At 71.2% G+C, this 14,069-nt stretch carries 10 protein-coding genes and 1 pseudogene; 9 read left to right on the top strand and 2 right to left on the bottom strand.

Translation table 11 applies throughout. The features are described 5' to 3' along the window. Positions 1 to 74: 74 nt before the first annotated feature. The 4 genes and pseudogenes from AB0E96_RS28250 to AB0E96_RS28235 all read left to right on the top strand — a co-directional run. Positions 75 to 3,518, top strand: a pseudogene (locus AB0E96_RS28250) (multifunctional oxoglutarate decarboxylase/oxoglutarate dehydrogenase thiamine pyrophosphate-binding subunit/dihydrolipoyllysine-residue succinyltransferase subunit); the annotation flags it as partial. A gap of 294 nt (positions 3,519 to 3,812) precedes the next feature. Next, positions 3,813 to 3,992, top strand: coding sequence for a DUF6104 family protein (locus tag AB0E96_RS28245; protein WP_049649445.1), 180 nt, complete (start codon positions 3,813 to 3,815; stop codon positions 3,990 to 3,992). Positions 3,993 to 4,201: 209 nt separating this feature from the next. Continuing rightward, on the top strand, positions 4,202 to 5,110 hold the full coding sequence (locus AB0E96_RS28240; RefSeq protein WP_359828412.1) for a DUF4097 family beta strand repeat-containing protein: 909 nt from the start codon (positions 4,202 to 4,204) through the stop codon (positions 5,108 to 5,110). A gap of 1 nt (position 5,111) precedes the next feature. Further along, complete coding sequence (locus tag AB0E96_RS28235) at positions 5,112 to 6,158, top strand: PadR family transcriptional regulator (protein ID WP_359828410.1); 1,047 nt, start codon at positions 5,112 to 5,114, stop codon at positions 6,156 to 6,158. Positions 6,159 to 6,263: 105 nt separating this feature from the next. On the opposite strand, the gene AB0E96_RS28230 is transcribed toward AB0E96_RS28235, so the two are convergent. Further along, positions 6,264 to 7,226: a zinc-binding dehydrogenase gene (locus AB0E96_RS28230; protein ID WP_359828409.1), complete on the bottom strand. Its 963-nt coding sequence runs from the start codon at positions 7,224 to 7,226 to the stop codon at positions 6,264 to 6,266. Between the two features lie 97 nt (positions 7,227 to 7,323). Then, complete coding sequence (locus tag AB0E96_RS28225; protein WP_359828407.1) at positions 7,324 to 8,520, bottom strand: NADP-dependent malic enzyme; 1,197 nt, start codon at positions 8,518 to 8,520, stop codon at positions 7,324 to 7,326. Positions 8,521 to 9,107: 587 nt separating this feature from the next. Between AB0E96_RS28225 and AB0E96_RS28220 the strand changes: the two genes are divergently transcribed. The 5 genes from AB0E96_RS28220 (at position 9,108) to AB0E96_RS28200 (ending at position 13,941) form a co-directional block, all read left to right on the top strand. Continuing rightward, the gene (locus AB0E96_RS28220; RefSeq protein ID WP_359828406.1) at positions 9,108 to 10,034 is read left to right on the top strand and encodes an ABC transporter substrate-binding protein; all 927 of its coding nucleotides are present in this window, start codon (positions 9,108 to 9,110) and stop codon (positions 10,032 to 10,034) included. Between the two features lie 454 nt (positions 10,035 to 10,488). Then, complete coding sequence (locus tag AB0E96_RS28215) at positions 10,489 to 11,412, top strand: ABC transporter substrate-binding protein (RefSeq protein WP_359828404.1); 924 nt, start codon at positions 10,489 to 10,491, stop codon at positions 11,410 to 11,412. Between the two features lie 37 nt (positions 11,413 to 11,449). Next, positions 11,450 to 12,424: an amino acid ABC transporter permease gene (locus tag AB0E96_RS28210; protein ID WP_359828402.1), complete on the top strand. Its 975-nt coding sequence runs from the start codon at positions 11,450 to 11,452 to the stop codon at positions 12,422 to 12,424. Continuing rightward, positions 12,421 to 13,224 carry an amino acid ABC transporter ATP-binding protein gene (locus AB0E96_RS28205; protein ID WP_359828401.1) on the top strand — a complete coding sequence of 268 codons (804 nt, stop codon included), beginning with the start codon at positions 12,421 to 12,423 and terminating at the stop codon, positions 13,222 to 13,224. The genes AB0E96_RS28210 and AB0E96_RS28205 overlap by 4 nt, the downstream gene beginning before the upstream one ends. A gap of 135 nt (positions 13,225 to 13,359) precedes the next feature. After that, the gene (locus AB0E96_RS28200; protein WP_359828399.1) at positions 13,360 to 13,941 is read left to right on the top strand and encodes a CGNR zinc finger domain-containing protein; all 582 of its coding nucleotides are present in this window, start codon (positions 13,360 to 13,362) and stop codon (positions 13,939 to 13,941) included. Positions 13,942 to 14,069: the final 128 nt, after the last annotated feature.

Raw genomic sequence — 14,069 nt, 5'->3', positions numbered from 1 at the left:
CCGCGATCGGCTGGTTCCAGACGTCGCCGACGCCGTCGACCGAGATGTCCGCGCCGAAGCTCTTCTGGTAGTCGGCGGCTCCGCTCGCCGCCGCGCCCGCCGCGCCTCCGGCTCCCAAGGCCGCCGCCCCGGCGCCGGCCGAGCCCGCCGCCGCCGGCCCCGAGCTGATCCAGCTGCGCGGCCCGGCGAAGGCCGTCGCCACCAACATGGACGCCTCGCTGGAGGTGCCGACCGCGACCTCGGTCCGCGCCGTGCCGGCGAAGCTGTTGATCGACAACCGCATCGTCATCAACAACCACCTGCAGCGCGCCCGTGGCGGCAAGGTCTCCTTCACCCACCTGATCGGCTACGCCCTGGTCCAGGCCATCAAGGCCGCCCCGGGCATGAACTACAGCTACAAGGTGGAGAACGGCAAGGCCTTCCTGGTCAAGCCGGAGCACGTCAACCTCGGCCTGGCCATCGACCTGGTCAAGCCGAACGGCGACCGCCAGCTGGTCGTCGCGGCCATCAAGAAGGCCGAGACGCTCGACTTCTTCGGCTTCTGGCAGGCCTACGAGGACATCGTCCGCCGGGCCCGCGCCAACAAGCTGACCATGGACGACTTCACCGGCGTCACGGTCTCGCTGACCAACCCCGGCGGCATCGGCACCGTGCACTCCGTGCCGCGCCTGATGCAGAACCAGGGCACCATCGTCGGCGTCGGCGCCATGGAGTACCCGGCCGAGTTCCAGGGCTCCGCCCCGGAGACCCTGTCCCGCCTGGGCGTCTCCAAGATCATGACGCTGACCTCGACCTACGACCACCGCGTCATCCAGGGCGCGGCGTCCGGCGAGTTCCTGCGCGAGATCCACCGCCTGCTGCTCGGCGAGAACGGCTTCTACGACGAGATCTTCGAGTCGCTGCGGATCCCGTACGAGCCGGTCCGCTGGGCCACCGACGTCGCCACCACCCACGACGACGAGGTCAACAAGACCGCGCGCGTCATGGAGCTGATCCACTCCTACCGGGTCCGCGGCCACCTGATGGCCGACACCGACCCGCTGGAGTACAAGCAGCGCAAGCACCCCGACCTGGACGTCACCACCCACGGCCTCACCCTGTGGGACCTGGAGCGCGAGTTCGCGGTCGGCGGCTTCGGCGGCCAGAAGATGATGAAGCTCCGCGACATCCTCGGCCTGCTGCGCAACACGTACTGCCGCACCGTCGGCGTCGAGTACATGCACATCCAGGACCCGAAGCAGCGCAAGTGGCTGCAGGAGCGCCTGGAGAAGCCGTACACCAAGCCGGAGCGCGAGGAGCAGCTGCGGATCCTCCGCCGCCTGAACTCGGCCGAGGCCTTCGAGACCTTCCTGCAGACCAAGTACGTCGGGCAGAAGCGCTTCTCGCTGGAGGGCGGCGAGTCGCTCATCCCGCTGCTGGACGCCACCATCGACGCCGCCGCCGAGCACCGCCTCGACGAGGCCGTCATCGGCATGGCCCACCGCGGCCGCCTGAACGTGCTGGCCAACATCGTCGGCAAGCCGTACGGCAAGATCTTCGGCGAGTTCGAGGGCAACCTCGACCCGAAGTCCATGCACGGCTCCGGCGACGTCAAGTACCACCTGGGCTCCGAGGGCACCTTCACCGGCCTGGACGGCGAGACCATCAAGGTGTCGCTCGCCGCGAACCCCTCCCACCTGGAGACGGTCGACCCGGTCGTCGAGGGCATCGCCCGCGCCAAGCAGGACATCCTGGACCAGGGCGGCACGACCTTCCCGGTGCTGCCGATCCAGGTCCACGGCGACGCGGCCTTCGCCGGCCAGGGCGTCGTCGCGGAGACCCTGAACATGTCGCAGCTGCGCGGCTACCGCACCGGCGGCACCGTGCACGTCGTGGTGAACAACCAGGTCGGCTTCACCGCCGCCCCGGCCAGCAGCCGCTCCTCGATGTACTGCACCGACGTGGCCCGGATGATCGAGGCCCCGATCTTCCACGTGAACGGCGACGACCCGGAGGCCGTGGTCCGCGTCGCGCGGCTCGCCTTCGAGTTCCGCCAGGCGTTCCACAAGGACGTCGTGATCGACCTCATCTGCTACCGCCGCCGCGGTCACAACGAGGCCGACAACCCGTCGTTCACCCAGCCGCTGATGTACGACCTGATCGACAAGAAGCGCTCGGTGCGCAAGCTGTACACCGAGGGCCTGATCGGTCGCGGCGACATCACCATGGAAGAGGCGGAGCAGGCGCTCCAGGACTTCCAGGGCCAGCTGGAGAAGGTCTTCGCCGAGGTCCGCGAGGCGGCCCAGGCTCCGGCCGACGCCACCGCCGGCAAGCCGGTCGCCGACTTCCCGGTCTCCATCCAGACCGGCATCTCCCAGGAGATGGTCAAGCGGATCGCCGCCTCCCAGGTCAACTTCCCGGACTGGCTGACCGTCCACCCGCGCCTGCTGCCGCAGCTGCAGCGCCGCGCCGCCTCGGTCGAGGACAACACCATCGACTGGGCGATGGGCGAGACCCTCGCCATCGGCTCGCTGCTCATGGAGGGCCACCCGGTCCGCCTGGCCGGCCAGGACAGCCGCCGCGGCACCTTCGGCCAGCGGCACGCCGTCCTGATCGACCGCAAGACCGGCGAGGACTACACCCCGCTGCAGTACCTCACCGAGGACCAGGCCCGCTACACCGTCTACGACAGCCTGCTGTCGGAGTACGCGGCCATGGGCTTCGAGTACGGCTACTCGCTGACCCGCCCGAACTCGCTGGTCATGTGGGAGGCGCAGTTCGGCGACTTCGTCAACGGCGCGCAGACCATGGTGGACGAGTACATCGCCTCCGCCGAGCAGAAGTGGGGCCAGCACTCCGGCGTCACCCTGCTGCTGCCGCACGGCTACGAGGGCCAGGGCCCGGACCACTCGTCCGCCCGCCCGGAGCGCTTCCTCCAGCTGTGCGCGCAGAACAACATGACGGTCGCGATGCCGACCCTGCCGTCGAACTACTTCCACCTGCTGCGCTGGCAGGCGCACAACCCGCACCACAAGCCGCTGGTCGTCTTCACCCCGAAGTCGATGCTGCGTCTGAAGGCCGCGGCGAGTGCGACCGAGGAGTTCCTGTCCGGCTCGTTCCGCCCGGTCATCGGCGACACCACCGTCGACCCGGCGCAGGTCCGCAAGGTGGTCATCACCTCCGGCAAGTTCTACTACGACCTGGCGGCGGCCCGCACCGAGCGCGGCGTCACCGACACCGCGATCGTCCGGGTCGAGCGGCTCTACCCGCTGCCGGTGGCCGAGCTCCAGGAGGAGCTGGCCCGCTACGGCGAGAACGTCCAGTTCGTCTGGGCGCAGGAGGAGCCGGCCAACCAGGGTGCCTGGCCGTTCATCGCGATGAACCTGGTCGACCACCTGCAGGTCGTCATCGGCCGCACCGGCGGCGACGCCCGTCTGCGCCGCGTCGCCCGCACGGCGGCCTCGTCCCCGGCGGTCGGCTCGGCCAAGCGGCACGCCGCCGAGCAGCAGGCGCTGGTCGAGGAGGTCTTCGCGCTCTGACGCGCCGAAGCCCCGCGCTCCACGACGCCCGCGGCCCCGTCCTCCCCACCGGGAGGGCGGGGCCGCGGGCCGTTCGTGCCCCGGCCCCGGTTGCGGCTCCGCGACCAAAGCGGAACCGCCGTGCGCGAGCTCCTGGCGGGTCGGTAGGTCATGCCTCGCCGTTCGTCGGCCCCGGGCGCGTGATCGAGCAGGCGGACCCGGCCTCCGGGGCCGCCAAGGTCACCGTCGGCACCTGGCGGGCCGCCTGACCGCACTATCCTGACCAGGTCAATCCCCGTCTGACCGGAGCGAACCGTGTACTTCACCGACCGAGGCATCGAGGAACTGGAGAACCGGCGCGGCGAGGAGGAGGTCACCCTGGGGTGGCTGGCCGAGCAGCTGCGCACGTTCGTCGACCTCAACCCGGACTTCGAGGTCCCGGTCGAGCGGCTGGCCACCTGGCTGGCGCGGCTCGACGACGAGGACGACGAGTGACCCGGTGACGGCCCGCCGCGAGGCCCGGGAGGCAACCCCCTCCCGGGCCTCGCGCGTGTCCGGGGCCGGGCCGACCGCCCGTAGGGGCGGTCTCGGGGACGGATCGGGGTCGGGATCGGGGGCAGGCGCGCTTGACTCTGCCAGTACGCGATATATCGTCTTTAAAAGAGAACGCGATACATCGCGATCGCCAACGGGAGGCGGCAGAAATGAGCCAGTGGACGGTCGAGGGCACCGAGAGGATCACCTTCGACGAGACGGTGCGCGCGCTGCACGTGCGGACCATCGACGGCACGGTGAACGTGGTCGCGGCCGAGGGCCCGGCCCGCCTGGAGGTCACCGAACTGGTCGGCGAGCCCCTGCACGTGACCCTGGTGGACGGCGTCCTGACGGTCACCTACAAGGACATCAACAGCTGGGGCGAGTTCGGCGACTGGATCAAGTCGGTCGGCTCGGTGAAGAACTTCTTCGGCACCTTCAAGCGCAAGCGGATCGCCGCCGTCACCGTGACCGTCCCGGTCGAGGTCGAGGTCAAGGTCGGCACCGTGTCGGCCGACGCCACCGTCAGCGGGGTCAGCGGGCACGTCTCGGTGCAGAGCGCCAACGGCGACACCACCCTCGCCGGGGTGACCGGCCGCATCGAGGCCGGCACCGTCTCCGGCGACGTGGACGCCCAGGCGGTCGGCGGCCGGCTCAAGGTCAACACCGTCTCCGGGCAGCTCACCGTGATCGCCGGCACCGCCGACCGGATCCAGGCCAACACCGTCACCGGCGCCGTCACCCTGGACCTCGACGTGGCCGGCGAGACCGACGTCAAGGTCAACACCGTCAGCGGCGCGGTCGTGGTCCGGATCCCCTCGCTGGCCGACGCCACCGTCGAGGCCGGCTCCACCAGCGGCGACGTCTCCAGCACCTTCGAGGAGCTCCAGATGAGCAGCACCTGGGGCGCCAAGAAGATCTCGGGCCGGCTCGGCGAGGGCCGCGGCAGCCTCAACGTCACCACCGTCTCCGGCGGGGTCACCGTGCTGCGCCGTCCCGACGCGGAGGAGGACGGCCCCGTGGTGGTCAAGGAGCTGCCGGCCGGCCCGGGCACCCCGAACCTCAGCAAGGAGGCCTGAGATGACTCCCGTGTTCGGCCACGGCCGGCTCCGCCTCTACCTGTTGAAGCTGCTGGACGAGGCCCCGCGGCACGGCTACGAGGTGATCCGGCTGCTGGAGGAGCGCTTCCAGGGCCTGTACGCCCCCTCGGCCGGGACGGTCTACCCGCGGCTGGCCAAGCTGGAGCAGGAGGGGCTGGTCACCCACAGCACCGAGGGCGGCCGCAAGGTGTACCGGCTGACCGACGCAGGACGCGCCGAACTCGAAGCCCGGCAGGGCGAGTTGGACGAGCTCGAAGTGGAGATCCTCGACTCCGTGGCGCAGCTCGCCGGGGCGATCCGCGAGGACGTCCGGGACAGCGCCAAGGACCTGCGCGAGGAGCTGTGGAACGCCGCCAAGCAGGCGCCGCGGCCGGAGCGCGCCGAGGGCGGCGACCCGTGGGCCGGGCCCTGGGGCGACAACGAGTCCTGGCAGCGCGCCAAGGAGGAGTTCGCCCAGTTCAAGCAGCAGGCCAAGGACCAGGCCAAGCGCGCCCGGGAGCAGGAGAAGGCCGCCAAGGCCAAGGCGAAGGCGGCCGAGGAGGAGGCCCGCCGGCTGCGCGAGCAGGCCAAGGCCTCGCGCACCGCCGCCCAGCAGGAGGCGCTGCGGATCAAGCGCCGGGTCGAGCAGCAGGTGCGCGAGCACGCGGCGAAGGGCGACTGGCCGACCGGGCTGGCCGAGGGCCTGTCCGAGCTGACCAAGGGCCTCGCCGGGCTGGCCGACGCGGCCCGCTGGGGCCACGGCTCGGAAGAGCCTCCGGCCGGGCCCGCCGAGCGGGTCACCGTGACCCGGATCGACCTGGACGAGGACCGGCCCGGCGACGCGCCGGCCGACCTGCCGGCGTGGACCCGCACCGACCCGGCCGGGGACCCGTCCCGCGAGCTGGAGCGGCTGCTCGACCGCTTCCGCGACCAGGTCCGCGACGCGGCCCGGGACGGCGGGGTGGGCGCGGACGAGCTGGCCGAGGCCCGTGCGGTGCTGGGCACCGCGGGCGAACGGCTGAAGCGGCTGCTCGGCCGGACCGACTGAGCCGGCGGTCCGGAGGGCGACGGCCCGGTGTCCCGTTCGGGAGGCGCCGGGCCGCCGCACGTGCGGTCGGGCGGGTCGGGCGGGGCGACCCGGTCGGGCCGGGCGTCAGGGGGTGAGGACGATCTTCCCGAAGACGTCGCCCCCGGCGAGCCTGGCGAAGCCGTCCCGGGCCTCGGCCAGCGGCAGCACCGAGTCGATCACCGGCCGGACGCCGGTGTTGGCGCAGAAGGCGAGCAGCCCGGCCAGCTCCTCCTTGGTGCCCATGGTCGAGCCGACCACCTTGAGCTCCAGGAAGAAGATCCGGTTGAGCTCGGCGGAGGCCGGGCTGGGGCCGGAGGTCGCCCCGGAGATGACGATGGTGCCGCCCGGGCGCAGCGACTTCACCGAGTGCGACCAGGTCGCGGCGCCGACCGTCTCCATGACCGCGTCCACCCGCTCGGGCAGCCGGGCGCCGCTCTCGAAGGCCGCGTCGGCGCCGAGCTCCACCGCCCGGGCGCGCTTGGCCTCGGTCCGTCCGGTGACCCAGACCCGCAGGCCGGCCGCCTTGCCGAGGACGATCAGCGCGGTCGCCACCCCGCCGCCCGCCCCCTGCACCAGGACGGTGTCGCCGGGCCTGACCCCGGCGTTGGTGAACAGCATCCGGTAGGCCGTCAGCCAGGCGGTGGGCAGGCAGGCGGCCTGCTCGAAGCTCAGCCCGGCGGGCTTGGGCAGCAGGTTCCAGGTGGGCACCGCGACCTTCCGGGCGAAGGTGCCCTGGTAGCGCTCGGTCAGGATGGACCGCGGCTCGTCCGGGCCGACCCCGTGGCCGCTCTGGCCGATCACCGAGTGCAGGACCACCTCGTTGCCGTGCTCGTCGACGCCCGCGGCGTCGCAGCCGAGGATCATCGGCAGCCGCTCGGCGGGCAGGCCGACCCCGCGCAGCGACCACAGGTCGTGGTGGTTGAGGCTGGCGGCCCGGACCGTGACCACGCTCCACCCGGGGCGGGCCTGCGGCTCGGGGAGGTCGCCCAGCTCCAGCCCGCTCAGCGGGTCGGCGGCGTCGGTACGTGCGGCGTAGGCAGCGAACATGCCACCGGACGATAGCCGGGACGGCCGGGGCCGGGAACCACGCGAAGGTGTGACGCGTGTCCCGGCCCCGGGCCGTTCGGCGAATCCGGTCGGATCGTCAGATCCGCGCCACGCCCTCGGCCCGGGCGGCCTCGGCGACGGCCTTGGTGACCGCCGGCGCGACCCGCTCGTCGAACGGCGAGGGGATGACCTTCTGCGGCGTCAGCTCGTCGGCCACGACGCCGGCCAGCGCCTTCGCGGCGGCCAGCTTCATGCCCTCGGTGATCCGGGAGGCGCGGACCTGGAGGGCGCCCGCGAAGATGCCCGGGAAGGCCAGCACGTTGTTGATCTGGTTCGGGAAGTCGCTGCGGCCGGTGGCGACCACGGCGGCGTACTTGTGCGCGACCTCGGGGTGGATCTCCGGGGTGGGGTTGGCCATCGCGAAGACGAACGCGCCCTCGGCCATGGTCGCGACGACCTCCTCCGGCACGGTGCCGCCGGAGACGCCGATGAACACGTCGGCGCCGGCCAGCGCGTCGGCCAGCGTGCCCTTGACCCCGGTGCGGTTGGTCCGCTGGGCGATCTCGGCCTTGACGTCGGTGAGGTCGCCGCGGCCCTCGTACACCACGCCCTTGCGGTCGCAGACGGCCACGTCGCCGATGCCGGCCGCGACCAGCATCTTGGCGATGGCGATGCCGGCCGCGCCGGCGCCGGAGATGACGGCCCGCAGCGATCCGATCTCCCGGCCGGTCACCTTGGCGGCGTTCCACAGGGCGGCGGTGGTGACGATCGCGGTGCCGTGCTGGTCGTCGTGGAAGACCGGGATGTCCAGGGCCTCCTGGAGCCGGCGCTCGATCTCGAAGCAGCGGGGCGCGGAGATGTCCTCCAGGTTGACGCCGCCGAAGGAGGGCGCGAGCCGGACGACGGTCTCGACGATCTCGTCGACCCCGGTGCAGGCGAGCGCGATCGGCACCGCGTCCACGCCGCCGAACTGCTTGAACAGGATGGCCTTGCCCTCCATCACCGGCAGCGAGGCCTGCGGGCCGATGTCCCCGAGGCCCAGCACGGCGGTGCCGTCGGTGACCACCGCGACGGTGTTGGACTTCCAGGTGTAGTCGTTGACCAGTTCGGGCTGCTCGGCGATGGCCGTGCAGACCTTGGCGACACCGGGGGTGTAGGCGAGGGACAGGTCGTCCGCGTCGCGCACCGGGACGGTCGCCCGGATCTCCATCTTGCCGCCGCGGTGGAGCGCGAAGACCGCGTCGACCGGATCGTCGGTGTCCTGGGTGCTGCTGTGAATGATCTCCGCTGCCACGATGACCTCTTCGTCATTGATCTGGCGAGGACGCGCGGCCGACGGACAGGACGACCCGGCCGGAAACCGGAAACCGGGTACGCCGAAGCGAACCCGGGGGCCAGGGTCGGGGCGCTGCCGTCGGGCGGCGCCCTCGGATGAGGGTGTTATGGGGTCTTGTGTTGTCCGCGTTGTGCTTCCAGGCCGAGCGTAGGTCGGACGGAGGCATCGCACCTATGCCTTTTCGTCCTCGTCACGTACGGTTCACGCCGCGCTGTCGCATCACAGGGGCCCGGCGTCGGAAGCGCCGGGCTCCGGCGGCGGCAACGGCATGAGCGCACGCGCACCCGCAGGAGTGAACGCAGAGCCGAAGGGGAGTCGGCGCCCCGGATACGGAGCCGCGTGAGGACTTCCGTTCCCGGGCACCCCGAGCCTGTCGGGGCTCGTCGGTCTGGTTCGAGCGTTCGGGGGTCACCCGGTAACGAATTCTGACACACCCGCCGCCGGGCCCGGCAGGCCGGGATGGCAGGATCGCTTGTCCGCCATTTCGCGTACACCCTCGCGACACGCCGTGGCGGCCGCTCGTCCCTCCCACAGGAGCCGCCCTCATGCCTCACGTCCGCCCCGCCCGTCGTCAGATCCCGGCCGCCACCGCCCTGGCCGTCGCCGGAGCCCTGCTGCTGACCGGCTGCGGCGGCGGGAAGGCCGCCGCGGAGGATCCGGTCAAGGACCTGCGCGGCAAGCTGCCGAAGGAGCGGCGGGCGGCCGGGGTACTGCGGATCGGAATGGACGTCAACTACGCCCCGGTGGAGTTCAAGGGCCCGGACGGCGCCCCGACCGGGCTCGACCCCGACCTCGCGGCCGCCCTCGGCCGGATCCTCGACGTGCGGGTCGAGTTCGTCGACACCCCCTTCGACAAGCTGGTGCCGAACCTCCAGGGCAAGCAGTACGACCTGGTGATGTCGGCGCTCAGCGACACCCGCCGGCGCCGCGACGCCGTGGACGAGAACGGCAAGCCGGCCGGGCCCGGCGTGGACTTCGTGGACTACTTCATCGCCGGCACCTCGATCATCGTCCCGAAGGGCAACCCGAAGGCGATCAAGGGCCTGGACGACCTGTGCGGCAAGACCGTCGCGCTCCAGCAGGGCACCACCCAGGACGAGATCGTCACCCGCCAGGTGGCCGTCTGCGCCCGGGCCGGCCGGCCGCCGCTGACCCCCCACAAGCTGGACACCGACGCCAAGGCGCTGGCCGAGGTCGCCTCCGGCGCCGCCGCGGCCGGACTGAACGACTACCCGGTGGCCGCCTACGCGGCGAAGACCACCGACGGCGGCGGCCGCTTCGAGGTGACCGGCGGGCAGTCCACCTCCAACCCGTACGGGATCGCGCTGCGCAAGGAGGACGGCGCGCTGCGCGACGTGCTGGCCAAGGCGATCGACCAGCTGATCCGCAGCGGCGAGTACGACAAGATCCTGGCCAAGTGGAACGTCACGGCCGGTGCCGCGCAGAACGCGGTGGTCAACGGGGGCATCTGAGCGGGCGGACGGCGGGCGGACGGCGGGCGGAGGGCGGGCGGAGGGCGGGCCTCCCGATGCGGTACGGACCGGTCCGCATACCTATGCGCAGAGTGACAGTGGTACGGGATAAGTCCGAATAGCGGACAGCGCGACCCCTCGTTATCCGATTTTGATCTGGATGAGGGCCACCTGACTGTCGTCAGATGGCAGGATTCCCCCCATCTCGGATCGAGCCGGCCACAGGTCGAGGCAGTCCGGTCAACGTCCACCTCGGCGGAGGGTGGCGGAAGCAGTACCTCGTACAACCCCGGGCGGCTCCCCCCGCGCCCGGGCAACTGCACGACCCGGCCTGCACGTACGACGACGTACGGCGACACGCACCCGTACCGAGCCGCGCGGCTCGCCGTTCCGGTGCGCCGCTCCCGCGGCGCGCTCCGCCCGACCTCTCTCCCCCAGGATGGAGATCCCCCTCATGACCACCCGTACCCAGCGCAGCCGGCTCCTCGCAGCCGGTGTGGTCGCCGCCTCGGTCTCCCTCGTGCTGACCGGTTGCAGCAGCAGCAAGAGCGAGAGCAGTGGCGCCCCCAACGCCTCCGCGACCGTCAACGAGGTCAAGGCCGACCCCAAGCTGGCCGCGCTCGTCCCGGACGACGTCAAGGCCGCCGGCAAGCTCGTGGTGGGCGCGGACGCCTCCTACGCGCCGGACGAGTTCAAGGACGACAGCGGCAAGGTCATCGGCATGGACGTCGACCTGGCCAACGCCATCGCCGCCAAGCTCGGGCTGAAGGCCGACGTCCAGGACTCCGGCTTCACCGCGATCATCCCCGGCATCCAGTCGAACAAGTTCCAGCTCGGCATGTCGTCCTTCACGGACAACAAGGAGCGCGAGCAGATCGTCGACATGGTCACCTACTTCAACTCCGGCAGCGCCGTCGCGGTGAAGAAGGGCAACCCGGAGAAGATCGACCCGAAGGACCTCTGCGGCAAGAAGGTCGCCGTCCAGACCGGCACCACCCAGGCCGACGAGATCAAGGACACCCGCGACCCGGACTGCGCCAAGGCCGGCAAGCCGGGCATCCAGAACGGCGGCGACAAGTTCGACCTCCAGACGGACGTCACCAACGCCGTCGTCTCCGGCCGCGACCAGGCCCTGATGGCCGACTCCCAGGTCGTCGACTACGCGGTGAAGCAGTCCGGCGGCCAGCTGGAGAAGGTCGGCGAGACCTACGGCGTCGCCCCCTACGGTGTGGCCCTGTCCAAGGGCTCCAAGCTCACCCCGGCCATCCAGGGCGCCGTCCAGTCGCTGATCGACGACGGCACCTACAAGCAGATCCTCAGCAAGTGGGGTGTCGAGGCCGGCGCCATCGACAAGTCGGTCGTCAACGGCGCCGTCTGACCCTCGCCCGCTTCACCTTCTCCCCCGAGGCCACACCGTGAACTCTTTGGACAAGGGGACGGCGGAGAAGGGGCGGCCTGAGATCATCAAGGCCGTCCCCGTCCGCCACCCCGGACGCTGGGCCGGCGCCGTCGTCATCGCCGTACTCGCGGCGATGCTCGTGAGCGCCCTCTTCACCAACCCCGCTTTCAAGTGGGACATCGTCGGTCAGTACCTGTTCCACGACAGCATCATGCACGGGCTGCTGGTGACGCTGGAGCTGACCGTTCTCGCCATGCTCATGGGCGTGGTCGGCGGCATCGTCCTCGCGGTGATGCGCCTGTCCCCGAACCCGCTGCTGGCCGGCGTCGCCTGGGTCTACATCTGGATCTTCCGCGGCACCCCGGTGCTGGTGCAGCTGGTGTTCTGGAACTTCCTCGGCCTGATCTGGGCCAAGCTGTCGGTCGGCGTCCCGTGGGGGCCGGAGTTCTGGTCCGAGCAGACCAACGTGCTGATCCCGACCTTCGTCGCCGCGCTGCTGGGCCTCGGACTCAACGAGGCCGCCTACATGGCGGAGATCGTCCGCGGCGGCATCCAGTCGGTGGACGAGGGCCAGACCGAGGCCGCGCACGCGCTCGGCATGAGCCGGTTCCAGACCATGCGCCGGATCGTCCTGCCGCAGGCCATGCGGGTGATCATCCCGCCGACCGGCAACGAGACCATCTCGATGCTGAAGACCACCTCGCTGGTCTCCGTGATCTCCCTGGAGGAGATCTTCCGGGCCGGCCAGGTCATCTACTCCCGGAACTACCAGAACATCCCGCTGCTGATCGTGGTCAGCCTCTGGTACCTGTTCTTCACCTCCGTGCTGACCATCGGCCAGTACTACATCGAGCGCCACTACGCCCGGGGTTCCAACCGCACCCTGCCGCCCACCCCGCTGCAGCGGCTGCGGGGCCTGTTCGCCGGCAAGCCCGCTCCGAAGACGACCGCCGACGTCGTCCCGGGACTCGAGGGAGGTGGTCACGTATGACCGACCTGACCAAGCCCCCCGCCGGGGCCGCCGCGGCCGCCGAGCCCATGGTCCGTGCCGAGAACGTGCACAAGTCCTACGGCCCGGTCGAGGTGCTCAAGGGCATCGACCTGGAGGTCAGACAGGGCGAGGTGTTCTGCCTGATCGGCCCCTCCGGCTCCGGCAAGTCCACCTTCCTGCGCTGCATCAACCACCTGGAGAAGATCAACGGCGGCCGCCTCTGGGTGGACGGCGAACTGGTCGGCTACCGGCAGCGGGGCGACCGGCTGCACGAGCTCAAGGACCGCGAGGTCGCCCTCAAGCGGCGCGACATCGGCATGGTCTTCCAGCGCTTCAACCTGTTCCCGCACATGACCGCGATCGAGAACGTCATGGAGGCACCGGTCCAGGTCAAGGGCGAGAGCAGGGCCGACGCCCGCGAGCGCGGAATGGCCCTGCTGGAGCGGGTCGGCCTCGCCGACAAGGCGAAGAACTACCCCTCGCAGCTCTCCGGCGGCCAGCAGCAGCGTGTGGCGATCGCCCGCGCGCTGGCCATGAAGCCCAAGCTGATGCTCTTCGACGAACCCACCTCCGCGCTCGACCCGGAGCTCGTCGGCGACGTCCTGGACGTCATGCGCGGCCTCGCCGAGGAGGGCATGACCATGGTGGTCGTCACCCACGAGATGGGCTTCGCCCGCGAGGTCGGCGACGCCCTGGTGTTCATGGACGGCGGTGTGGTGGTCGAGTCCGGCAACCCCCGCGAGGTGCTCACCGACCCCCAGCACGAGCGCACCAGGGCCTTCCTGTCCAAGGTGCTCTGACCTTGTGCTCCCGGCGCCCGGCAGGCCCTTCCTGCCGGGCGCCGACCCCTTCCCGCCTGGGAGAAGAGGCCGGAGCCCGGTACGGGTAATAGGCTGGAGGCAGGAAGCCCGTTACCGAATCCTGGAAGGACCCCTGTGGAGCTCGCCGCCTACGCCGATCTCGCCGTTCGGCTGGTGAACACCGAGGAGCCCGAGCGCGGCACCGACACGCTGACCTCCGTGGAGGCCGTGCGCGGCCTGTTCTCCGAGGCCTCGCGGGCCGCCGCCCTCGCCGACGAGTCCGACCTGCCCCGGCTGCGGGCCGTGCGGACCCGGCTGCGCGGGGTCTTCGAGGCCGCCGCCGAGGGGGACGAGGTCCGCGGCGTCGACCTCCTGAACAGCCTGCTGATGGAGTACCCCGTCAGCCCGCTGGTCTCCGGACACGACTACCTGGACGACGCCGGGCGGCCGCGCTGGCACCTGCACCTGGCCGACAACTCCCCCACCGCCACCGCGCACTTCACCGCGGTCGCCTGCATGGGCCTGGCCGTCCACCTCACCGAACTGGGCGCCGACCGGCTCGGCATCTGCCAGGCCACGCCCTGCCGCAACGCCTACCTGGACACCTCGACCAACCGCTCCCGCCGCTACTGCTCGGACCGCTGCGCCACCCGCGCCAACGTCGCCGCCTACCGGGCCCGCAAGCGCCAGGAGGCGGAGGCGGCGAGCCGGGCCTAGCCACGGCCGCGCGTTGTGAAGACCGGCCCTAGACCCAATGCCGGTGACTTTAAGTGGTGCTACGCGGGGTGATGGTGGGTGCTACGGGTTGTGGTGGTGGCCAGTTGCGGTGCTGGGCCCGTTTGAGG

It is taken from the genome of Kitasatospora sp. NPDC036755 (genome assembly GCF_040636595.1).
In the GTDB taxonomy this organism is placed as follows: Bacteria; Actinomycetota; Actinomycetes; order Streptomycetales; family Streptomycetaceae; genus Kitasatospora.
The sequence above is the reverse complement of the archived record's forward strand: the minus strand, read 5'-3'. Positions and strand labels throughout refer to the sequence as shown.